Genomic DNA, 25,063 nt, shown 5'->3' on the forward strand with positions numbered 1-25,063 from the left:
ACGTATCGCCCATCGCTTCAGGCCAGCTGCTTCACCCGCGCCGTCACTTCTGCGGCGCTCATCGTGTCCTCTTCCAGTTCCGCGAAGAGCCCGGCGATGATGTCCAGGTTGTGAAGGTATTGGCCGAGCGGCGGCGCGGCGGCCGTCGCCGGACCGTTGGTCGCACGCACCTCGTTCACCGACGGAAGCCAGCAGTGCATGCGCGCGAACGCGTAGGTCGGCAGATGGATCCGCTCGGTCCGCCGCGCGCTATCCGCGTCGGCGTTCTGTGCGTGGGCCGCCTGCCGGTAGCCCTGCGCCCCCAGGTCGGCGACCTGCTCCTGCAACAGCGGATGCAGATGCCGGGCTTTTTCGCCGACGTGGCGCGGCATCGGCACAGCAAGGCTGTCTCCCGGCACGATCCAGTACGCGTCCTCGGCGAATGGATACGGCGGCAACGCGACCATCGGCGTCGAGCGCGGGCCGTGCAGCCTGCGCCAGTCCAGCGCAAGACCCTTCACCCACAGTTCGCAGAGCTTCAGGGCGTTGCCGTCGGCGATGCACTTGTCGACGACCGTCGCCGCCATGCCGGCGTCTTCGTTGAGCAGGCGCACGCTTTCGCGTCCCTGGCGCACGTGCGCGGCGAAAACGCCATGCGGAAGCGGTCGGTTCGTACCCGCGGCGTCGATGTAGACGCCCAACGTGTCGATCACGTCCTGCACGCTGTGCGCCACGAAGGCCAGCCGTTCGTCCATCGCGTCGCGATGGCACTGCAGGCTGTAGACCAGCGCGGCCGGATCGCAACCGGGATCGCCCGCGGAACCAGCCTGCAGGGCGTTGCGCAGATCCTGCGCCTTGCGCAGCAGTTGTTCGGGCGTCCGCGCCGACAGCGGCACGACGAAGCCGGCATCGGGCGCCATCGGCGACTCGACCGCGGCGGCCGACGGACGCGCGGCGGGCGGCACGTGCTCGGCCAGCACCAGATGCGCGTTGGTGCCGCTGAAGCCGAAGCTGCTGATCGCGGCGTGGCGTGCGGCGCCGTCGGGCGAAGCCCAGTCGCGCGCGATGGTGTTGACGAAGAACGGGCTCGCGTCGAGATCGAGGTGTTCGTTCGGCGTTTCGAAGTTGGCGCTGGGCGGCAGCGTGCGGTGCTTCAGCGCCAGCAGCAGCTTGATGAAGCCGGACACGCCGGCCGCGGTCAGGCAATGGCCGATGTTGGTCTTCACCGAGCCGATCGCGCAGTACTGGCGGCGGTCGGTCGCCGGCATGAACGCCGACTTCAGCCCGTCGATCTCGATCGGGTCGCCGAGCTTGGTGCCGGTGCCGTGCGCTTCGATCAGTTCGATGCGGCCGGGATCGATGCCGAAGCGGTCGTAGACGTCGCGGATCAGACGCTGCTGCGATTCCGCATTCGGCGCGGTGATGCCGTTGGTACGGCCGTCCTGATTCACGCCCCAGCCGCGCACGACGCCGAGGATGTTGTCGCCGTCGCGTTCGGCGTCGGCCAGGCGCTTGAGCATGACCACGCCGACACCTTCGCCCGGCACGAACCCGTTCGCGCGCTGGTCGAAGGTGTAGCAGCGACCGTCGGGCGAGAGCATGCCCGCATGCGCGGTCTTCAGGAACATGTCGGCGTTGGCCATCACGTACACGCCGCCGGCGAGCGCAATGTCCGAGGCGCCGGTGATCAGGCTGTCGCAGGCCGACGCGATGGCGACCAGCGACGACGAGCACGCGGTGTCGAAGGACACGCACGGCCCCTGCAGATTCATGAAATACGACACGCGCGCCGCGAGGATCGAGGCCGCGACGCCGGTGAAGCCGAGTGCGTTGATCTGCAGCTCGCGCGACAGCAGGTTGTAGTCCGTGTAGGCGCAGCCGACGAACACGCCGCATCTGCTGCCGGACAGCCGTTCCGCGGTGTAGCCTGCGTTCTCCATGCCATGCCAGCAGGACTGCAGGAAGATGCGCTGCTGGGGGTCCATCGCTTCGGCTTCGACCGGTGACAGGCCAAAGAACAGCGGGTCGAACCGGTCGTGCCCTTCCAGCACGCCCATCCACTTCGAGTTGCTTTGACCGAGCCCGGGCTGCCCTTCGACGTAATAGTCGCGGGTATCCCAGCGCGACGGCGGAATCTCGCTGATGCAGTTGCGGCCGCTGGCGATGTTGTCCCAGAAGCTGTCGACGTCCTTTGCCATCGGGAAGCGACCGGCCATGCCGATGACTGCGATTTCGGTGGCGTGCATGCCGAACGCGGCGGCCGCTGGCGGTGACGCCGCGACCGCGTCTGCACTGCGCCACGACGCGAGCGCGGGCCAGGCGGACGGCGCGATGGACTCGATGGACTCGGTGTCCGCAGCGGACTGCGGCGTTCCGGAGGACGCCGAGGCATGCGGGACGGCGGCAGCCGCGGGCGCGTCCGCTGCCGCGCGATCCACGAGCGTGTCGCGCACGAAGCGCGCGAACTGTTCGACGGTCGGAGAGGTGTATACGCGGGTCGCCTCGATGGCGGTGTCGTAACGCTGGTTGATCGCACGCACCCAGGTGACACCGGAAATCGAGTCCAGCCCTAGTTCGACGAAACTGCGATCGGCATCGATGCTGTCGGACGTCTGCCGCAGCTCCTGCGCGAGCAGATCGATGAGCGTGCGGCGCACCGCGCCGAGATCGATGCCGGCCGCGGATGCGGATACGGGCATTGATGAGGATACGGACGCTGCGGAGGCCGCCGATGCCAATATCGCGCGCTGCGGCTTGGCGGTCTGCGCGGTCGTCGGCGGCGCCACGGCGGCGATGTCGATTGCCGTATCCGCGGTCTGGCCGGACTGCGCAGTCGAGCCCTGTTCGCCGATGTGCCTGGCGAGCGCACGCAGGTTCGGATAGCTATAGACCTTGGTCGCTTCGATCGCCAGCCCGAAGTGCGCGTTGATCCTGCCAATCCAGGTGACGCTGGAGATCGAATCGAGGCCCAGGTCGACGAACGGCGTGAGCGCTTCGATCTCGGCCTCGTTCGCGCGCAATTCTTCGGCCAGCAGGCGGCGGATGATCGGCAGAATGTCCCCGCCCGCGGCGGCGGGCGCGCGACGCGGTGCGGCGTCTACCGATGCCTCTACTTCGGGTACCGCTACTTCGGCCTGCGACGGCGCAAACCGCTGTTCGATGCGGCGTAGCGCGTCGGCCTGCCCCACCAGAGTGGTTTCGTGCATCGCGACTTCGCGCGCGAACAGCGCCTGCCAGGCGTCGAACTGTGGCGCAATGCGCGCGGCCTTCCACGCCACCAGATCGGCGCGCGCGTGCCGGGCGACGCTGCGCGCCAGCGCCAGCGCTTCGTCCAGCACACGATCGCGCGGAAGCACAGTCAGCAGCGGATTGCGGCGCGCCAGTTCCGCGCCGGTGATCTCGCGCCCCGTGAACAGGCTGTCGCGGGCCAGATCGAAACCCAGGCGGGCCGGCAGGATGCCGGTGGCTCCCGCGCCGGGCGTGAACCCGAAATTCATGTACGGGCTGACGTAGCGACTTTCCTCGCTGAACAACACGCTGTCGCAGAACAGGCCGAGAGTCCAGCCAGCACCTATGCCGTGGCCCTGCATCGCGGCGATGACCGGCAGCGGGCAGCGCATCGGCAGCTGGAACACATCTTGATCGGTGAAGCGGACCTTGCCTTCCTGGATCGCCTTCAGGCCGTCGCGGGTACCGCCGGAGGAAAAATAGGTGTCGTAACCGGTGAGCACGACGGCCTTGTATGCGGACGAAGCGCCGATGCGGTCGAACACTTCCTGCAGGCCGGCGATCAGCGCATCGGAGAACATATTTCGCGCGTCGCGATCTTCGAGACGCACCAGCACCACGCCTTCGGCATCGACGCTGGCGTGGACCACGGACGAGGCCAGGGTCAGCGCGCCCGCTTCCCCGATGTCGGCCGGTTGCGCGGCGGAGCCGCTGCCCGCGAGCTCCGGCAGCGACTGCAGCAGCGCGTCGCCGGCAGCGGATGCTGCAGTGGCCGCAGCGAAGCCGGTCTCGAACTCGCGGACCAGATGTTCTTTCAGCAGCCGCAGCGCGTCTGCTGATTTGTCGGACAGATGGGCGCAGTACGCATCCACCGCGGCGTCGAAATCGCTGCGCGACACGACCACGGCACCCCACCCGGCCGCCTGCAGTTCGCGGCCGCTGAGCGGACGCTCGTGGATCGCCAGCAGCGATGCCAGCGGTTCGCCGAAGCGCGCGGCGAGCCATTCGCGCTGCGCGGCGGCGGCGAGGGTCGGTCCTTCTTCCGGCGTAGCGAAACCGTAGTCCTGGTCGTCGACCGCGATGACGCCGTCGCAGGCGCAGGCGAGGCGGAAGCCGGCGCCGAGCGCCTGTCCGGAGAGCAGCGCCATCGTCGGCGCGGGAAACGCGGCCAAGGCGCGCAGGAGCGAGTGCGTGTCCTCGCGATCGAGCGCCGCCTGGCCGTCGCGCAGGAAGACACGCTCGTCGCTTTCGATCAGCAGCGCCTTCAGCGACGGCAGCACGGCCGCATGCGCCAGAGCCTGTTGCAGCGCATCGACGAGCGCGGGGTTCAGCGCGCCCACAGGCGCATGCAAGCGCAGCGCGAAGATGCCGTCTCCGCGATCGCGCAGCACCACCGATGCGGAAGACGCCCCCTCGTCGAGGGCCTGGCCATCGCGATGACCGCCCTCCGCATCACCCTGCGTCGAAAGCGGCAGCGAGGGTTTGTCCAGCGTCGTCGCCGCGATCGCGGCGATCAGCGCGGGCGATTCCAGCGCGATCGCGCCAGGCTTCTGCAGCGTGGCCGCGAACGATGCCGTCGCCGTGTCGACGTAGGTGTTCGACGCGTGGTTGTGGTGCGATGCGCGGCTTTCGAACCGGCGATCCAGCAAGCGCACGGCCGGGGTGGCCTGCGGCGCCCGCTCCGCGGTCGGAGCGGCAGCTGCCGCAAGCGGCGCGGCCAATTCCATATGAGTGGCGGCGGCCGCCACGGCGGGCAGCAACGTCAACGCGGTGAATGCGATGCACACCGCACCGTCGTCGGTACACAAGGAAATATCGACGCACGGGGCGTCGTCGCGCCGCGTCGCGGCGTGCGCACGGATCCATGCGTATCGCGCCCGGCCGCGCGCGGGATGCACGCGCATCTCCGCGAAGCCCGCGGGCAGATGCAGCACGTCGTGCGTGGGAACCAGCCACTGCGCGGCGAGCATCGCCGCGTCGACGGCGGACGGGTCGATCGCGCAGTCCGCGAACGCGGTCTGCGACGGATCCGATGCGTCGAACGTCAGCCACAGTCCGTCCGCGCCGCGCTGGACTGCTGCGACGCTCGCGTACAGCGGATCGGTTTCGAGCCCGATCGCGCGCTGCGCTTCGATCATCGCGGTGCGGTCGACGAACAGCGTCGAGGCGCCGCGCGACAGTGTGGAGATGTCGAGCTTCGGCGTGGGCGCATCGGCGCAGGCTTCAACGAACCCCTGGCAGAACACGTGGCCATCGGCGGGCGCGGACAGTTCGAACGCCGCCGCCTGCGGTTCGGGACGCCGCCCTTGGCCCGGCGGCAGCACCGCGATCTCGAGCTCGATCGCCACCGGCATCGCCCGCGGCGCGCCGAAACGCACGTCGCGGAAGGCCCATGCCTTGCCCTGTTCAAGCATGCCTTCCGCAAGCATGCCCAACCCGTCCGCCAGCGCGGCCCGGGCCGCTTCGAGCTGCAGACCGCGCGGAAGAATCGCGTGTCCCTGGAACCTGAGACCCATGATCCGCGGATCGTCTGCGCGGAAGCTGCTGAGATAGCGCTGCTGCCCTGGTTTGGAAGCATTGCGATGGACCAGCGAATGGATCGCCTGCGCCGTGATCGCGCCGGCATGCGCGTCCGTGGATTCCTCGCGCCGATAGCGTTCGCGCGCGAACGGATAGACCGGCAGATGCATCCGTCCCGGCAGCGGTGCGCCGTGCAGTTTCGACCAGTCGAGGTCGAGGCCCTTGGTCCAGACATCGAGCAGCCGCGAAACCTTGCCGGAGACGAACCAGCCGTCGACGCTGGCCTGCAGATCCCGGTCGACGGTGAACAGCGCGATGCTCTCGCGGTGGCGGCGCGACTGCGCGTAGTAGAGGTCGTCCGCGAGCGCCCCATCCTCGGGATTCTCGTCGGCGAGGAACACGGCGAGCTTGTCGATCAGTTCGGCGCGCGAATCCACGCGCATGGCCAGGCGCTCTTCCATCGCTTCGCGCCCGAGCTGCAGGGTGTAGGCCAGGCCGTGCAGGTCGATGCTGGCATCGGCCTCGACGAACGCCTTCAGCGCCACCGCCTTCTGCCGCAGCTGCGGCAGGGTGCGCGCCGACAGCAACACCGCACAGGGCGTCGTTGAAACGGCTTGTTCGTCGCGGGCCGCGCGGGAAGTGCCGGCATGGGCTTCCACGATCAGATGGGCGTTGCCGCCGCCGGCGCCGAACGAGGAAATGCCCGCGATCAGCGGCGCTTCCCTGCCGTCGATCACCGGTGCATTCCACGGCCGCAGACGCTGATTGACCTCGAACGGCGTGGTCCCGAAATCGATGTTGGGATTGAGCCGCTGCGAATGCAGCGACGGCGCGATCTGACGGTGACGCATCTGCAGGATGACCTTCGTCAGCCCGGCGATGCCCGCCGCCGATTCGCAGTGACCGATGTTCGACTTCGCCGAACCGATCAAACAGAAACCGGTGTCCGCGGTGTGTTCGCGGAACGCCTTGCCGAGCGCCGCGATCTCGATCGGATCGCCCAACTTCGTGCCAGTGCCGTGCGCTTCGATGTAGCTGATGTGGCGCGCATCGACGCCTGCGTCCTTCAGCGCATCGGCGATCACCGCGGCCTGCGCCTGCGGATTCGGCACCGTGTAGCCGTTGGTCTTGCCGCCGTGGTTCAGCGCGCTGCCGCGGATCACCGCGTGGATCGCATCGCCGTCGCGCTCGGCGTCGGAAAGACGCTTCAGCACCACCACGCCCACGCCTTCGCCCGGAATGTAGCCGTCGCCGCCTTCGCCGAAACTCTGGCAATGGCCCGCGCTGGAAATGAACTGGCCGGCGCTGAGCATGGCGTACTTGCCGGGATGCAGACTGAGATTGACGCCGCCGGCCAACGCCATGTCGGTGCGGCCCAGCTTCAGGTCCTGGCAGGCGAGATGGATCGCGGTCAGCGACGACGAGCACATGGTGTCGAGCGTCATGCTCGGTCCGTGCAGGTTGAACGCGTACGACACCCGGTTGGCGATACTGGCGAGGCTGCCCGAGCGGTTGTATTCGCCGTACATCACACCGGCGTAAACACCCACCTGCCCGCCGCGGCAGGCCTGCAGCGCGGCGCGGGTATAGCCCGCGTCCTCGATCGCCATCCACGCGTGCTGCAGGAACAGCCGCTCCTGTGGGTCGATCTGTTCGGCGTCTCGCGGCGTGATGCTGAAGAAGCGAGGATCGAATTCGTCGGCGCCCTGGATGAATCCGCCCCAGCGGCTGCTGTGCTGTCCGGCGGCCAGCGCTTCGCCGCCGATGGGGTCGCGATAGTAGTCCTGCCAACGCCAGCGGTCAGCGGGAATTTCGCGGATGCAGTCCACGCCCTGCGACAGGTTGCGCCAGTATTCGTCCAGATCCCAGGCGTCCGGATAACGGCCGCTGATGCCGACGATGGCGATGCTTTCGCTATGGAAGGATGGGCTGAGGAAAGGTTGGTCGTCGATGGATGGCTTGTCGATGCGTGCCATCGCGACAGCGGCGTCCGCGCCGCGCAGGTCGGCGTCGCTTCGCGGTGCAGACGCAACGGGCTGCGCTTCGGCGTGCGGTTGCGGCTGGAGGGCGTCAAACGTTCGACGCGCCGTACCGATGCGCTTGCCGGGTACCTGCGATCTCGCGGCCGTTGTGGCTGCGGCCGTTGTAGCTATCGTCGTCGCGGATGGAACGGTCGTAGTGTCCGCGGGCACTGCGCGCGGCGACAACAGCGAAATCAGGCGATCCGCGTGCGCGGTGCAGAAATAGTCGTTGAGCTGCGCGATGGTCTGGTATTCGAACGCCAGCGTCTTCGGCAGCCTGCCGAAGATCGTTTCGAGGTGCGTTACCAGCTTCATCGCCAGGATCGAATCGATTCCGTACTGCTCCAGCGGCGCCTGCGGCCGTAGCCGGGCGGCAGGAATCTTCAGCACCTGCGAGAACTGCCGGCAAAGGTAGTCCAGCGCTTTCTCGCGCAGGGCGTCGTCCATGCCGACCGGGGTTGCGTCGGCGACACGGGCGGTCGCGCTGTCGCGGGCGGTTTCGCGCGCAGTTCCGGCCGCGGAACCCGTTGCAGAAACGGTCGCAGAATCGGTCGCTTCGAGCAGCGCCCGCATCGCCGGCAACTCGCCTTCCATCACCAGCAGACGCTCGCAGTCAAGCGCGAGGCCGCCGTACATCGCGCGCATCGCGCCGACGGTGGACAGCGGACGCATGCCGGTGTGGTCCAGCAGTCGCTCGCGGGTCGCAGCGTCCATGCCCATCCCGCCGTCCTGCCACAGCGGCCAGTTCACCGACAGCGTGCGGCCATGGCGTTCGCCCCGCGCCGCCAGACGGTTGCGGCGCGCGGCGAACGCGTCCATGAACGCATTGGCCGCGGCGTAGTCGACCTGGCCGACGATGCCCCAGCAGGCCGCGAAGGACGAGCACAGCAGGATGAAATCCAGCGGCTGGTCGCGCGTCGCAAGATCGAGATTAGCCAACCCCGCGACCTTCGGCGCGAGCACCGAGGCGAACGTCGACGGCGATTTGCGCAGGATGAAACCGTCGCGGAGGATGCCCGCGCAGTGCAGGATGCCGTGCAGCGGCTGGCCCTGCTCCCGCAGCTGGGCCACGAAGGCGTCGACGGCGCTGCGATCCGCCACGTCGAGCGCGACGTATTCGATCCGGTGCAGCGGCGTCGCCAGCGCATCCAGTGTGCGGCGCGCCTCGGGTGTGAGCGTCGAACGCCCGGCCAGCACGATGCGCGCGGAGCGGCACTGCGCGACGATTTCGCGCGCGAACTGAAGACCGATGCCGCCGGCGCCGCCGGTGATCAGATAGCAGCCGCCTTCCTTGAATGCCACCGGCGCTGCGGACTGCACGTGGCCTTCGAGATGCTGTCCCAGCACGCGCCATCGCAAGACTTCGCGGCGCAGGCCGCCGGCGTCACGCACATGGCGGACGGCCGCGCCGCGTGGCGCATCGGTGCAGGACTCGTCGTGCACGAGCTGCCGCAGTTCGGCAGCGCCGATATCGGCCGGCACCCTGATCACGCGCGCGACCAGGGCCGGAGTTTCCTCCATCGCCGTCCTGAACATGGCGTCGAAGCCGCAAGCCACCGCCTCATCGGCAGCCTCCTCATCGACAGCAGCCGTATCGGCAACGATCACCTGCGCGCGAACGCTCTGCGCCCCCGCCAGCATCGACTGGATCGCCGCGAGCGCCTGCAGCGCCGCATCGGTGAAGATCCCATCCGCGGTGGTGACATGCGCGGGAGCCGCGAACGCTTCGATCCGCGCGTCCTCATGCGTCGCCTTCAGCGACGCGGCCACCGCTGGATCGACACCCCAGATGAAGATCCTGTCCACGGGCTGCGCTGGGGCCGACGTCGCCGATGCGGCGACCCATTCGGGCGTCGCGAGCAGGACGCCCTGTGCGGCGCTGGACGTCTGTCGTTTCAAGGCCTTGATACGTACCAGCGCCTCGGCCTGCGTGAGCCGGCCTTCGGCGACCGCGCGATAGATGGGCAGCAGCGAATCCTTCATGACGGCAATCCGAGTTCGACGGCATCTTCGGCAGACACGTCCTTTCTGGAGATGCTTTCCAGCAGCCCCCGATAGAAGGCTTCGTCGAACATTTCCGTTTCATCCGACGTGCGTGATTGCGGGGTTGCGTCCAGCATCCGTGCCTCATTCAACATTCGTGCGTCATCCGGGAATCCCATCGCATCCAGCACCCCTCCTCCGTCGAAACCGCGTGCGCCGTCCACTGCCCGCCAGCCGAAGCCGCGGATGTCGACGCAAAGCGCGCCGCCCGTGCCGAAGATGGAGACATCGCAGCTCTCTACGGCCGCATGTCCGCCGCTGCCTCCAATAGTTCCCGCCGCAGGTGTCAGCACGACGACGACTTCCGACGGGCACGGTGCGTGCAGCGTCAGCGAGCGCAGCGTGAACGGCACCGACGGCGCTTGCGGCAACGCCTGCAGCGACGGCAGGAAGCCGATGCACGCCTGCAGCGCGGAGTCCATGATCCCGGGAGGCATGCGGTAGGCGTCGCCGGCGATGGTCGGTAGCGCGACGTCCGCCACCAGCTTTTCGCCCACCCGCGAGATCGCGCGGATGCCGCGATGCGCTGGGCCGTAATGCAGTCCCATCTGGGCGAAGGCGGCGTAGATCTCGTCGTCGCTCCATCGCTCGCCGCGCTGTGCCGACGCCAGCAGTCCGGCGTCCGCCATGCGCTCGCCGCCCGCATCGGCGAAGCGCGCTTCGCCTTGGCAGTGCAGGACACGACCGTCGCCCGAACCGCTGGCGATCTCGAAAACGATCACGCCGTCGTCCTCGACGCCGAGTTCGATCTCGACGGCCATCGGCCCGTCGACCACGATCGGCCGCCACCAGACCACATCACGAAGCGTCAATCCTCCGTGCGATCCCGCTGACGCAAAGGCATCCGGCAAAGCTTCGGCGATCGCCGCCGCCGCCATTTCCAGATACGCGACGCCGGGAAGCACATGCTCGACCCGTCCCTCGCCGAAACGCACGCGGTGGTCGCGCAGGAAACTCTCGCTGCCGTCAAACGTGGACCGATAGCGCTGCTGGTTCAGGGTCGACGCGTTGACGTGCAGCAGTGGATGGATCGTCGCAACCGCGCCTTCGGCGCGCTGCGCCACCGCTGCGGTGTCGTCTTCCAGCCAGTAGCGTTCTCGCGCGAACGGATACAGCGGCAGTTCGACGCGTCGCGGACGGCCGACTTTGGCCGGATAGAGTTTCGCCCACGGAAGATCGACACCGTCGACCCATAGCTCCGCGAGCTTGTCGAGTTTTCCGTCGCGCAGGCAAGTATCGATCAGCACCGCCTTCAGCTCGGCATCCTGGCCGATGAAGGCCAATTTCCCGGCACGCGACAGGCTGCTGCCGACGTGCATGTCCGCGGGCGTTCGCTCCGCGGCGAACGCACGCAGCCGCGCTTCGAGTTCGACCAGCGAATGCGCGACCAGCGCACAGCGTTCCTCCATCGCTTCCCTACCCACCTGCAGCGTGTAAGCGATGTCGTGCAGCGAAGGCGTGGCCTGCGCGTCGTCGTCGGCGATGCGCGCCAGCGCGTCCGCTAGCGACTGCGCGCGTTGCCGCAGTTGCTCGGTGGTTTTGGCCGACAACGGAATCAGCGCCGGACGCGCGGAGGTAACGTCGTGCTCATCGGCGCGGCGCGTGTCGCGTGTCGGCGCCGCTTCCAGCACCAGATGCGCATTGGTGCCGCTGAAGCCGAAGGAACTGATCACTGCCGAACGTCCGCCCTTCGCGTTCTCGGGCCACGGCTTCAGTGCCGTGTTGACCACGAACGGGCTGTCGGACAGATCGATGTGCGGATTGAGGCGTTCGAAGCTCGCCGCCGGCGGAAGTTGGCGATGCTTCAGCGCCAGCGCCAGCTTGAGCGCGCCGGCGACGCCGGCCGCGTAGAGGGTGTGACCGATGTTGCCCTTCACCGAGCCCAACGCGCAGTAGCCGGTTTTGCCGGTGTAGTGGCGGAAGGCCTGGGTGAGGCCTTCCACTTCGATCGGATCGCCCAGCTTCGTGCCCGTGCCGTGCGCTTCGATCAGCTGGATGTCTTCCGGATCGATCCCGAAGCGGTCGTAGACGCCGCGCATCAGGCGCGTCTGCGACACCGGGTTCGGCGCGGTGATGCCGTTGGTCTTGCCGTCCTGGTTGACGCCCCAGCCGCGGATCACCGCGTGGACGATGTCGCCGTCGCGCTCGGCGTCGGCGAGTCGCTTCAGCATCAGCGTTCCCACGCCTTCACTGGGCACGAAGCCGTTCGCGCGATGATCGAAGGCGAAGCAGCGGCCGTCGACCGACAGCATGCCGGACTGACCGGTCTTGACGTGCATCATCGGGCCCGCCATCACCGCCACACCACCGGCGAGCGCGAGGTCGCAGTTGTTCGCGACCAGACTGTCGCAGGCGTTGGCGATCGCGACCAGCGAGGATGAGCACGCGGTATCGATCGACAGGCACGGCCCCTGCAGGTTGAGGTAGTAGGCGATGCGCGCGGCGAGGATAGACATCGCCGCGCCGGTGAAGCCCTGGCTGCTGAACTGGTGCTCGCGCGAACGCTGGTGATAGTCGGTCGCGCCACAGCCGACGAACACGCCGCAGCGGCTGCCCGACAGGCTGCGCGGGTCGATCGCGGCGTTCTCGATCGCGTGCCAGCAGTTCTGCAGCATCAGCCGCTGCTGCGGGTCCATGCTCTCGGCTTCGGTCGGCGAAATGTTGAAGAACAGCGGATCGAATGCGTCGCAGTCGTCCAACACGCCCATCCAGCGGCTGTTGGTGGTGCCGGGAATCGAGATGTCCTCGCTGAAGTAGCGTTCGATGTCCCAGCGCTGCGGCGGCACGGTATCGATGCAGTCCTTGCCGCCGGCGATGTTGCGCCAGAACGCGTCGAGGTCGCCGGCGCGCGGGAACTGGCCGGCCATGCCGATGATGGCGATGGCGTCGGTGCCCGTGGTCCGGCGTGCGGCCTTGCCGCGCCACGAGGTCAGGGTGCGGGCCGACCGTGCGGCCGGGCGAACGCGCTCAGCGAGCGGCCTGGCATCGACGAGTTCCGTTGGCGCGGAGGACGGCTGCGGCTGCATCGGACGCGCCGGCAGCAGGCCGGCGAGAAAGCGCGCGAACTCGGCCAGGGTCGGATAGCTGTAGACCTTGGTCGCTTCGATGCGGGTGCCATAGGCGGCGTTGATCCTGCGGACCCAGGTCACCCCGGTGATCGAATCCAGGCCGAGGTCGACGAACTGCCGGTGCGCGTCGATCTCCTCCTCCGGCATGTGCAGTTCCTGCGCGAGCATGTGCCGGAGCGCAACGGAGAGATCCGCCTCCGCGGCGGCGGCATCCGTCGCAATGGGCCTGGTCGCCACGGTCGTCGTCAGCAATGCAGTCTGCGACGACGCGGGTTCCGCGGCGACGACCTTCGTCCCCACGGCGCCCCGCAGCGCGATGCGCTCGACGACGAAATCGCGGAACTGCCGCAGCGTCGGATGGGCGTAGACCTTGGTCGCCTCGATCCCGGTGCCGTAAGCGGCGTTGATTCTGCGGACCCAGGTCACCCCGGTGATCGAATCCAGGCCGAGGTCGACAAACTGCGTGTCCTCGTCGATCTGGGCCGCGTCCATCTGCAGCTCGGCCGCGAGCAGGCCCTTCAAGGCGTGCGCGATCTCGGGCGGCGCTGCGGCCGCCTGCATCGTGGCCGACACGGGAGCGGCGTCTTCTTCAGCGTGGAAATGCTGAATCACGCCCTGCAGCGCGTGCTCCTTGCCGACGAAACTCTGCTCGTGCATCGCCAGTTCGCGCGCGTAGATGTCCTCGATAGCGGCCAGACCGGGGTCGGCGAAATACCGCTTCAGTGCGCGCACGTCGTCGGGTGCCCGCGCCGCGATCGCGTCCGCCAACGCGAGCGCATGGGGCAGCACTTCGACGCGCGGGACGCAGGCGTGCGGCAATCGTTTTGCGTGCAGTTCGCTGCCGCTGTGCTCGACTGCGCCGAACAGGGTCTCCCGGGCGAGGTCGGAACCGAGCGTGGCCGGGAAGATCAGCGTCGATCCCGCGCCCGGCGTGAAGCCGTATTGCATGTACGGGCTGATGTAGCGGCTTTCGGCGCTGAACACGCACAGGTCGGCGAACATGCCCAAGGTCCAGCCACCGCCGATCGCGTGCCCCTGCATGGCGGCGACGACTGGCACGCTGCAACTCATGGGTAGCTGGTAGACCTTCGTGTCGGTGAACTTGGCGCTGCCCTGCTGGATCGCCAGCAGACTGTCGCGGGTGCCGCCGCAAGCGAAATAGGTGTCGTAACCGCAGAGCACGACAGCGCGGTAATCGCCCGACGCTTCGATGTGAGCGAAGACCTCTTCCAACCCGCGGACCAGTGCGGGCGAGAACATGTTCTTCGCCTCGCGATCGACCATGCGCACAACCAGCACGCCGTTGTCGCGAAGTTCGGTCTCGATGGCGGGGAATTCGGGCACGGGCCGCCGCGCCGTGACCCGGCCGGTGTCGCCCGCGGCCGCGTCCGATGTGACAAAAGCGTCTGCAAGCCGGGCCAACACGGCGGCGCGGCGCCGCGCGCGCAGCGTAGGTGCGCGCAGCGGAAACGCATCCGCCAGCGCCCACGCATGCCCCAGCACGTCGGCCGCATCGCCACGCACGACCGCCGCGCCGGACGCCAGTTCGGCACCGGCGACCGCCGCCGGTTCGAACAGACAACGCTTCGCGCGATTGGCGCCCAAGCGATGGACGAACAACACAGCGGCCCGTCGCAGAAGCGACGGGTGACGCCACAGTGCATCTGTCGAATAGCGCGCGCGTTCGGCGTGGACGCAGGCGTCCGCGCTCAAGCCCAGCAGCCAGCCGGCGCCATCGGCATCGCCTTCGAACGCGACGACGACCGGCGACGGGTACTCGCACAGAACGTGCTGAAGCGCCGCCAGTTCGGAATCGACCCGCTGCGCTTCGGCAGCGTCGCCGATGACGGGCAAAAACCCGTCGAGATCGCTGCCCAGCACGACCGAAGCACCGCCGGCGTGCTGTGCCAGCTCGTCCAGCGTCGCGCGCAGATTGCGCAACGCAGTGGCCGGGGTGGTGTCGTCGGCACTGTCGACGAAGCGCACCGAAACGGCCGCATCGGACAAGTATTCGATCGAGATTCCCGGCCGCGTCTGCGGCAGTGCAACGGGTACCGTCGCGGAAGGTGGCGCATCGGATGCATCCGCGGTCGGCCGATCGTGCGGGCCCAGACGCGATACGCAGCCCTGCAGCGCGGCGGCCATGTGCGTCTTCAGCAGGTGCAGCGAATCCCGCGGCTTCGTCGCGATGCGCTCGGCAAGCGACAACGCCGCGGCCATCGTGTCGTCGCGCGCGACGACAGGTACGGTCCATCCCTTCTGCGCCAGCTCTCGCCCGCTTAGAGCGCCGCTGACGTAGATCAGATCCTCCGTCCAGGCGTCGCCGAAGCGGGCCGCCAGCAATGCGGCCTCCGCAGCCGTGGGTTGCACGCCGCGCTGCGGATCGGAAAAGCCGTAGCGCGATTCGCGCGCGCAGACCATGAAATCGCAGAGCGCGCCAAGCAGGAGGCCGGGGCCGTCGGCACCGCCGCGCAGCACCGCGACGGTCGGCAGCGGGTACTCGACCACGGCGCGATAGAGCCCGGCCGCGATGGCGTCGTCGAGCACATCCCGGCTGCCGTGGAGGAGATCAGTTTCGACGCCGACGAACATCACCAGGCGGGTGTCCTCGCGCTCACGCAGATGTTCGAGCGCCAGCAGCAATTGCGCGATGACCGCGCGATCCAGCTCGGGTTGCAGCAGGGCAATGGAGAACACACCGCTGCCATGTCCGCGCAATTCGACGCAAGCCGGCGGCGCATCCGCACCGGGATACTCGCCAGGATCGGCTTCCGGCGATGGCAACGCGATCCGGGATGTGTCGGTGGGCCGCAGTGCCGGCACTGCATCGATCTCGTCGACTTCGCGCAATCGCATGGCATTGGGCTTGGCCGTGACTGCGACGGTGCGCGCATGCGCACCCGTGGACGCCGCCGGCCGCAGGAAGACGATGCGCGTGCCGGTCGCGGACAAGGTCGGCGTCGGCGTGGCGGTTTCCGCGAGGGCGACCGCGGCGGTTTGGATCGCGCCGCCCTGGGCCGACGGCAGGACGGAGACGTCGTCGAACGCGCGCGTCCACTCAAGATGCAGGCCGTCCGCACGCAGGCAGGGCTTGCCGTGCGCGTCGTACAGCGCGATGTCGCAGCGCCCGGAATCGTCGTCCCGATGGCTGAGGACGAGATAGGCCGGACGGTCGCCGCCGGACCACAGGCGTACCGTCTGCACCGCACGCATCGAGACATCGGACGGTACGACAGGCGTCTGCCCGAGTTCGTCCAGCAGCCAGGCGGCGGCGAGCGGCACGGATGCGAGCGCATTGGGGGGCAGCGTCCACGGCTCGGCGCCGATTGTTTCGGCGGCGAACTCGAGCACCACCTCGCGGTCCGTACGCGCGAGGCGATGCACTGGCAGGCCATGCACGCCGAGCGTCCCCAGCCGATCGTGGACGGCATTGGCCGGAGCGCCGTGCGCGAGGCGTGCGGTCAGGGCCGCTACGTCCGCCCAATCCTGTGCGTCCTGCGCGTCCGGTGCCGCGAACGACGCACGGCCTTGGCAATGCACGCGCTCGAGGCCGTCTCGAATTAGGTAGATCTCGAAGCCCAGTGCATCGTCGGTGTCGGGCAGCAGCGCGATGTGCAGCTCGCAGTCGTCGACGACGAAGATCGCATCGTCGGCAACGACGTCCTCGAAGCGCAATTCGCGTGCGGCGACATCGTCGGGATACGCCGCGGCGATCGCCGCACGCGCCATTTCCAGGCACAACAGTGCCGGCAAGCGTCGCCGGCCGGCGGCGTCCTGCGCCAGGAAGCGCTCATCGCCCTTCAAACCGACGCTGTAGGCCGGGCCGCGCAAGGTCGAGGTGTTTCGCTGCAGGAGCGGATGGGCCGTCGCAGCCGTCCTCGCGTTGCCCAGCGTGCGTTGCGGCTCGATCCAGTGACGATCGCGTGCGAAGGGATAAGTCGGCAGCGGGATTCGTTTTGGGCGCTCACCGGCATGCAGCCGCGCCCAGTCAATCTCGACACCCTTGACCCAGTGCTCCGCGATCCGCGCCAGATCCCGCTGGACCAGCCAGCCATCCCGGCGTTCGGTGAATGCGGGATCGGTTTTGCAGGTCGCGAGGAATTCCTTGTGCTTGCGCACACTGCCACGATACGGGCCGGGAAGCGTGGTCTCCGACAGCGCCTGCACCTGACAGCGCAGGTCGTCCAACGACATTGCGACGAAGGCGATGCGTTCGTCCATCGCCTCGCGCCCGACCTGCAAGGTATAGGCGATGTTGCGCAGGGCGGCGTCGGCGGCATCGCGTTGCAGGAAGCCGAGCAGGCGCTCGATTTTCAACTGCAACTGCGCGGGCGTGCGCGCCGACAAGGGCACCACACAGGCGCCGTCGTTGTCGCGTTGCGAGAGGCCGTCGCCGTTGACCGGTCCCGATGGCGGCTCCTGCAACACCACATGTGCGTTGGCCCCGCCGGCGCCGAAGGACGAGATGCCGGCGATGCGTGGAACCTCGCGAGCCGCGGCGGTTTCGCCCAGTACCGGCCGGAGCCAGGGCGCCAGGGTGCGTTGCAGGCGGAACGGCGTCGTCGAGAAATCGATCTCGTCGTTGACTTCGTCCGCGTGCAGGGTCGGCACCAGTTGCCCATGCCGGAACTGCAACAACACCTTGGTCAGGGCCGCGATGCCGGCGGCCGACTCACAGTGGCCGATATTGGATTTCAACGAGCCGATGGCGCAGTGCTGGCGCTCCGCGCCAGCATCGACCGGCGCGCGGCGGCTGGCGCGGAAGGCCTTGGTCAGGCCTGCGACTTCGATCGGATCGCCGAGCGCGGTACCGGTGCCGTGGGCCTCGATGTAGCTCACTTCGGCGGAATCGATGTTGGCACGGGCCAACGCGGACGACACCAATTCCGCCTGCGCGGCCGGGCTGGGCACCGTGTAGCCGTGGGTACGGCCGCCGGCGTTCAGCGCGCTGCCCTTGATCACCGCGTAGACGGTGTCGCCGTCGCGCAGGGCATGGTCCAGCGGCTTGAGCACTACCGCACCGACGCCTTCGGCATCGACGAAGCCGTCGGCGTTGCGGCCGAAGGAGCGGCACTGCGCCCCTTCCGACAGCATCCCGAGAGCCGAGAGTTCCAGCATGTGCTGCGGATCGAGGATCAGACTGACGCCACCCGCGATCGCGGCCTCGCACATGCCGCTGTACAGGCTGTCCAACGCGAGATGGATCGCGGTGAGCGACGAAGAGCAGGCGCTGTCCACCGCGAACGAAGGGCCGGAGAAATCGAACAGGAACGAGACCCGGTTGGCGATCGAGTAGTACAGCGGCTGCACGGTGTAGCGCGAATTCATCACTCCGACGAACACGCCGACCTTGCCGCCCGGAGCGAGCGTCGCGGGCGTGTAGCCGCTGTCCTCGATCGCGTGATAGCTGGTTTCCAGGAACAGGCGTTCCTGCGGATCGATCTTCTTCGCTTCCTTCGGCGCGATCCGGAAGAACAGCGGATCGAACTTGTCTATGTCGTCGAGGAAACCACCCCAGCGGGTGTAGCTTTTACCGGCCTTTCCCTTCTCGGCGTCGTAATAGTCCTGCCAGTGCCAACGGTCGGCGGGGACTTCGTTCGCGCAGCTGCGCCCGGACGCCAGGTTGTCCCAGAACGATTCGAGATCGGGCGCCTGCGGATAGCGGCCGCTGACGCCGATGACGGCGACATCGAAGCGCACCGCGCGCTCCGCAGGTACGTCGGCCGAAGGCGGTGCGTCGCTGCGCGGCGCCGGCCGTCGGCGGCCGGAGCGATCCAGTGCTTTGCCCGGCGCGCGCGCGGCGGGTGCCGACACGGCCGGCACGTGCGTCGATGGAAGCGCAGCCGCAGCGGAGGCCGGCGCCGTAGCCACGTGCACGGAAGCCGCGTGCGCGACGGTTGCCCGATCGTGTTCCAGGAAATGCGCGACCAGGCCATCGATGCTCTGCACTTCGAAAAACAGCGTGCTGCGCGTGCTCGGAAAAAGCTTGCGGAAATGCGTGGTCAGATGCACGACCAGAATGCTGTCCAGCCCGTAGTGTTCCAGCGGCTTGTGGGTTTCGATCTCGCCCACGTCCATCCGCAGCGCACCCGCGATCATCTCCCGGAACAGCAGCGCGCAGGCCGCGCGCAGTGCGGCATCGTCGGTCGCAACCGGCGCGGAAGTACTGGCCGACGGGGATGCCGTCGCGGGCACGGAAGCCGCGTGCGCGACGGTTGCCCGATCGTGTTCCAGGAAATGCGCGACCAGGCCGTCGATGCTCTGCACTTCGAAAAACAGCGTGCTGCGCGTGCTCGGAAAAAGCTTGCGGAAATGCGTGGTCAGATGCACGACCAGAATGCTGTCCAGCCCGTAGTGTTCCAGCGGCTTGTGGGTTTCGATCTCGCCCACGTCCATCCGCAGCGCACCCGCGATCATCTCCCGGAACAGCAGCGCGCAGGCCGCGCGCAGTGCGGCATCGTCGGTCGCAACCGGCGCGGAGGTGCTGGCTGACGGGGATGCCGTCGCGGGCACGGACGTCGTCGTAGCGGAGGCCATCTCAAGCGCTGCGGGCGAAGACAGTGTGGCGACCGGCGCGCTCCTGCGAAGCGCTGCCTTCGCGGGCGCAGCCGGCGGCGCGAGCCGTTGGCGGACCACGCCGTCGCTTTTCGCCGTCAGGATCAACTGGCCCAGCCCATGATCCGCGTGAGCCGGGAAGCGGATATCGAGGAAGCGCTCGGCTTTCAGCAGAGATTCCCACTGCGCCGGGGACAAGCACGGGCTGCCGGGCAGGCGCAGCTTCTCGTCCTCGTACAGCCACCAGCCATCGAGCAGGCCGAAGGTGAAATGCGTCTGCCACGACCACGCGCTGAGCTCGTTGACCAGCAATATGCCGCCGCGCTTCAGCAGTGCCTTGGCATTGCGCACCGTCGCGCGCATGTCGGAAGTGGCGTGCAGCACGTTGGTGGCGATCACCGCGTCGTAGCGGTTGCCCTCGATCGACTGCAGCGAAAGCGGTTTGCCCACATCGAAGATCGCCGTGCGCAGCGCCGGGAACTCCGGTTCGTAAACCTCTTGCGCATGCAGCAGGAAGGCCTTGGAAAGGTCGGTGTAGCAATACTCTTCGACCAGGTCGCCGAAACCGCGCAGCATCGGCAGCAGCCCTGCGGTGGTGCCGCCGGTGCCCGCACCGATTTCGAGCAGGCGCAAGCCGCGCTCGCCGCGCGCGGCCCTGGCGGCGAATTCCGCACGCAGGTTGTCGCCAAGCACCCTATTGAAGTGATCGGCGATCAGGTTGTGCTTGTAGATGCCCTCGACCAGATGCATCGACGAATCGGGGAACAGCACGTCGGTGGCGGGCAGCGCTCCCGTCAGGATTTCGGGCAGCCTGCGCAAGCAGGCTTCGATCAGGGTGAGATAGGCGCGATGGTTGGCGTTCTCGCACCAGCCCGGCATCGCCGCATCCCAACGTGGCCACAGCGCTTCGACGCCTTCGTCGATGAGAAAACGGCAATGCCCCGTTAGCGGATCGACGGCGACAAGCCCGTGCGCCTTGAGATGAAACAGCTGGGCATCCAGCCAGCGGCGGTGCGAGGGGCGCAGCATGGCGACGCGTTGGTCCGGCGCGTATTCGCCGTGCGCATCGGCGAACAGCGCACGCACCTGGGCCGCCACGATAGCGGTGGCCAGGCGCTCGGCATCGGCCGGCAGCCGGGCGGCTTCCAGGTCGGAGGCAGAGATATGCGGCGGCGCGTGACCCCTCGTTGGAGTCTTGTCCGATGCGTTCATGCGAGTTACCACATCCCTGTAGAGTTCGTGGATCTTTCGTGGTCCGGGTAGTGCCGGATCTCTTGCGATGCCGCCTGCTTGCGCCAAAATCGGACGGTGTACTCGCGTTTGCAGATCCCGTTCGCATTTCGGACGAACGCTGGTGGATCCGCGCAGAACTGGCCGGCCGAACCAGCCATCGTGATGAAGGCGTCTGCGCTGATCGAATACGCGGAGGAGAGTTCTCCGACCGTCAGGTCGGGGTTGCAGAGGGCAATCGCATCGCCTTGCGCAGGCTCCGAGTGCCCCTGCAGGCTCAGCACCGCCTGATGATCACCGACATCCTTAGCCAGTCGCTGCAGGCATTGGCGCCACATCCCGACAACGTTCGCACCGGACGGATCACTGCGCTTGCCTTCGTCGTATCGGCGCCACTGGTGATCGGAGAGCAACCCCGATTCTGGCGCGCGCTTGACGTTCTTTGACGGTGGGCCATCAAAGCAGCGAGGATCAAGAAGACTGAGCGATTCGGAGTCACTGTGCGCGCCTGGCGCGTCAAGCGCTTTCCGGAAAGCTTGCTCGTCTTCGATGCCAAACAGCAGCAACCCGTTCGAGTTCTCCGACGGACCCGACGATGTACGGGAAGCCTGTGCGACTCGATCAACGATACGTGCGCGAATGGAATCCAACCATACCGATATATCAGACATATCCGCCCACTACTTGATCCTTCAAGTACTTGATCCATCAAGACGGCGCGGCAACGCCGCGCTTACGGCGCGCAACCATAATCCGTGTTTGTTGCAGTTCCCCTAGAGCATCGGCCGCGTTGCCCCCCGGCAACAATTGCGTACTGCTTAGTGCCGATGCTTCTAATTACATAAACAGACCTTCAGGAGTGTTGTCAACCGCTCGCGGTTTCTTATGGACTGAATGGCCTGTCCATGGAGACAACTGGCGCGTTTGCGGAATTGATTTGACTGCTACATGACCACTCGGTTCTGCGTCGCAACAAAAGTGCAAACGTGATCAAGCAATTCATCAGATCAAGTCGTGTCCACCTCAAACCTAGGAAGCCGGTCACTTGCCTGCAAGCTGACGCGCTGCACGTGCTCGACGCAGAGGCCGCCGGCCTGGCGCGCCGAGCTGCTGTCGTGGCTGCGCGGCCGTCAGCCGCCACTCGCGCGATGCGAAAGAATGCCCGCAGGTCCGGTGCAACCACAATTGCGCTCAAGGCGGGATATCAACAAGTTCCAGATGGAGGCCGAGGCCGGAATTGAACCGACGTGCGCGGATTTGCAGTCCGCTGCATAACCACTCTGCCACTCGGCCGTACGTTGAGCATAAGGCGGCAAGATGCGAGAGATGTGACAACGTCTCGCGATGACTTTCGGCGTCAGCCGATTACGAACAGCGGTTGATCGAATTCAACTGGCTGCCCATCTTTGATCAGGATGTCGATAACGGTGCCAGGCACAGCAGCTTCAACGCGACTGGAGGTGTTCAGCGTCGCGACGATACCCAATGTGTCGCCTGGCTTCACGAGTGTGCCGACCGCAACGAATGGCGGCTGGCTGGGGCTTTCCGACGCGTAAGAAATCCCAACCGACGGCGAACGCACAACGTGCTCCATGGACAATGCGTTCGGCGGCGTTCCGCTTCCACTCGCTATCGTTGGCATTGGCGATTTCAGCTGTGGCGGTTGGTCTGCCCTCCCTGAGCCTGTGCGAGCAATGCGCATGGAGCACCCTCTCAGGTTGATCTCAATTTCTTCCAAGTTTGACGCCTTGATCGCGTCAATCAGTCCTTTGACTTTGCGCATTTCCATATGGATCGATCGCAGGTAGGGAAAGAATGCCTTGAATGGCAGAGTGCCAAAGGGCGTCGAGGGACGTGACTATCTACTGGCGTCACTATTGAGCGACGCCACCTGCTGCCGCATCTCGATACGTCTGCAGATCCAATCCAACGCTACTGAAATATCAGACATATTCGCCCAATGCTTGATCCCTCAAGACGGCGCGGCAAAGCCGCGCTTACGGCGCGCAACCATAATCCGTGTTTGTTGCAGTTCCCCTAGAGCATCGGCCGCGTTGCCCCAGGCAACAATTGCGTACTGCTTAATGCTGATGCTTCCAATTACATAAGCAGACCTTCAGGAGTGTTGTCAACCGCTCGCGCTTTCTCCTGGACTGATTTGCCCCATCCATGGAGACAGCCCGCGCTTCTGTGTGACTGATTCGACTGCTACATGACCGTGCGATTGTGCGTCGCAACGGAAGTGCGAACGCAATCGAGCACTTCCACAGGTCAAGTCTTTGCTAACTCGTGACCAGAAGACCGTGCAATCAAGCCACTGTAGGCACGTCCTGCGCGCGCCACACACCGATCACGGAAGTGGCTATGATCCGTTCGAAGAGGATGGATGCTTGGAGCTTCCATGATGTTCCTCGACCTCCGTGCATCGACGAGACAGGAAGCATGTCTGCACCCGCCCCAACGCATGCCAGCCAGGTAGCCCACGCTATCGGCCGAAAAGATATCGACATCTGGCTTACGCACTACGGCGATATCGTGGATGACGGCCACCTGGATAACCTTCGTCTGCTGTTAACTGCAGACGAGGCGTCCCAAGAGCGTCGCTTCTATTTCGCCGACGACCGAAAGCGCTATCTGGTTACTCGCGCGATGGTGCGTAAAGTGCTCTCTCAATATGCCCCGATTGAGCCAAAACGATGGGCGTTCTCGACGAACGACTACGGGCGTCCTAGGATTGCGGAAGAAATCGCGAGTTCGCAGCCACAGGCCCGCGACCTGTTCTTCAATATTTCCCATACTCGCGGTTTGATCGCCCTGGCCATAACGCGCGGGCGCGACCTAGGAGTGGACGTCGAGAACATCGCAGCTCGACGCGTTTCCCTCGATGTCGCGAAAGCATACTTCTCGCCGAGTGAAGTCGACGACCTCTTCCGCGTGCCTCCCGGCCTTCAGCAGGATCGCTTCTTTGAGTATTGGACGTTCAAGGAGTCGTATATAAAGGCAAGAGGCATGGGCCTTTCGCTGCCCCTGGATCGTTTCAGCTTCCAGTTTCCGCACCACCGCGCCGTACGCATCAGCATAGATCCCGATCTTTGCGACGACGCCGAACGCTGGAGCTTTTGGCAGTATCGCCCCACCCCTGACTATCTGCTGGCGATCTGCGCCGAGCGACGCGCCGGCATCCCGCCAACGATTTCAATTCGTAACTTCAATCCGTCGGCGGGCGAAGCGCAACCGCTGATCGCGCAACTCCGGAGATGCTCTGAGTCCAGTCGACCGGCTCATGCAGGTTGATGCAACGGTCGCTTGGTCATCAGGGATCCAGCGAGGCTCGGCGGTAGAACCTCGACGCTTGGACTCGGCGCCCGCTTACATGTCATCGAGCTCTATCAATCGGCGCGCCGATATCATGTTCTCCTGCGGGTAACCGAAAGCGTTGTTGACATAGGTCACGCCATCGATCCTGACTCGACGGTTGATATGGCTATGGCCATAAACGTGCAGGTTCGCGCCGAGCGCGCGCAGCTGGCGTTCAATCCCGCTGCTGCCAAGCACCGGATCGAGGTGGCGCATGGAGCGCGGAACGAAGACTGGTATCAGATCTATCCGCGGCAGGAAATGCGAGAAGGTCACTACGCGGTTTGCGGGCTGAGGTAGTACCTGAGGGTTCATCCCCAAGAAGTGCTCAGTCACCTCCTCTGGACCGTATCCATCCGGCCAGCGGCAGGCACGAAAATCCATCCAAAGGACACTCAAATCCTTGTCCGGAACCCCGAAAGAGTAGTCGTACCAACTAAACAACGGCACTACCAATGTGCTTCCGTAGTGAAAGGGCTTCGTCGACACACCCGAGTCGGCAGCCACTGCCAACACTTGCTCGAACTTCCTGAGCGAGCACATGTCGGCCGGACTGCGTCGCACCCATAGGTCGTGATTGCCCGGCACGAATAGTACCTGGTGAAACTTGGCGGCAAAACGGGCCAGGCACCAGCCGAGAAGCCCGCTGTCCTCCGTAAGATCGCCAGCCAAAATCAGAACGTCGTCGCGATAGTCGGTGTCCGACAGACCTTCGACCCAGCGGGCATTGTCCGGGTAATCAACATGGATATCGGATAACGCGAACAGCCTCATTACGGTCCTTCGTCTGGCTGATGCCGGCTAGAGAAACCGGGGTTTGTTGCGAGGGGCGAGTATAGACGAGTCGTTCAACGCCAACGGTCAAGCTACCTTCAACCCAGCACTGGAGGACATCAACTGGGAACCTCAAGCAGCAACTCCACGCTTGCCCTCTGACCGCAGGTCTGCATACGCTGTGACCGGTCACGGGATGAGTTCCCGTTTCCCTCAACGATTCTCGACGTCAAGTTGCAACCTCGCTCGAGGAACATGGCTCTGGGGAGCTGCCTGTACAAGCGAGGT

At 66.2% G+C, this 25,063-nt stretch carries 6 protein-coding genes and 1 tRNA gene; 1 reads left to right on the forward strand and 6 read right to left on the reverse strand.

Annotated elements, in window-relative coordinates; all coding sequences use genetic code 11:
- Positions 1–17 precede the first annotated feature (17 nt).
- The 5 genes from ACYVGK_RS07350 to ACYVGK_RS07370 all read right to left on the reverse strand — a co-directional run bounded on the left by ACYVGK_RS07350 (position 18) and on the right by ACYVGK_RS07370 (position 22,433).
- On the reverse strand, positions 18–9,731 hold the full coding sequence (locus ACYVGK_RS07350) for an SDR family NAD(P)-dependent oxidoreductase (protein ID WP_460732714.1): 9,714 nt from the start codon (positions 9,729–9,731) through the stop codon (positions 18–20).
- Positions 9,728–20,626 (reverse strand): beta-ketoacyl synthase N-terminal-like domain-containing protein, encoded by a 10,899-nt coding sequence (locus tag ACYVGK_RS07355; protein WP_460732715.1) that lies wholly within the window; start codon positions 20,624–20,626, stop codon positions 9,728–9,730. Before ACYVGK_RS07355 ends, ACYVGK_RS07350 begins: the two co-directional genes overlap by 4 nt.
- 5 nt (positions 20,627–20,631) lie before the next feature.
- The gene (locus tag ACYVGK_RS07360; RefSeq protein ID WP_460732716.1) at positions 20,632–21,315 is read right to left on the reverse strand and encodes a hypothetical protein; all 684 of its coding nucleotides are present in this window, start codon (positions 21,313–21,315) and stop codon (positions 20,632–20,634) included.
- 548 nt (positions 21,316–21,863) lie between these two features.
- Positions 21,864–21,937: transfer RNA gene (locus ACYVGK_RS07365), tRNA-Cys, on the reverse strand.
- Positions 21,938–22,001: 64 nt separating this feature from the next.
- Positions 22,002–22,433: an acetyl-CoA carboxylase biotin carboxyl carrier protein gene (locus ACYVGK_RS07370; RefSeq protein WP_460732717.1), complete on the reverse strand. Its 432-nt coding sequence runs from the start codon at positions 22,431–22,433 to the stop codon at positions 22,002–22,004.
- 653 nt (positions 22,434–23,086) lie between these two features.
- On the opposite strand from ACYVGK_RS07370, the gene ACYVGK_RS07375 reads away from it, so the two are divergent.
- Positions 23,087–23,938, forward strand: coding sequence for a 4'-phosphopantetheinyl transferase family protein (locus tag ACYVGK_RS07375; RefSeq protein ID WP_460732718.1), 852 nt, complete (start codon positions 23,087–23,089; stop codon positions 23,936–23,938).
- A gap of 75 nt (positions 23,939–24,013) precedes the next feature.
- Here ACYVGK_RS07375 and ACYVGK_RS07380 read toward each other — a convergent pair whose 3' ends face one another.
- Positions 24,014–24,775: a metallophosphoesterase family protein gene (locus ACYVGK_RS07380; RefSeq protein ID WP_460732719.1), complete on the reverse strand. Its 762-nt coding sequence runs from the start codon at positions 24,773–24,775 to the stop codon at positions 24,014–24,016.
- Between the last annotated feature and the right edge of the window lie 288 nt (positions 24,776–25,063).

The organism is Lysobacter tyrosinilyticus (assembly GCF_054779815.1).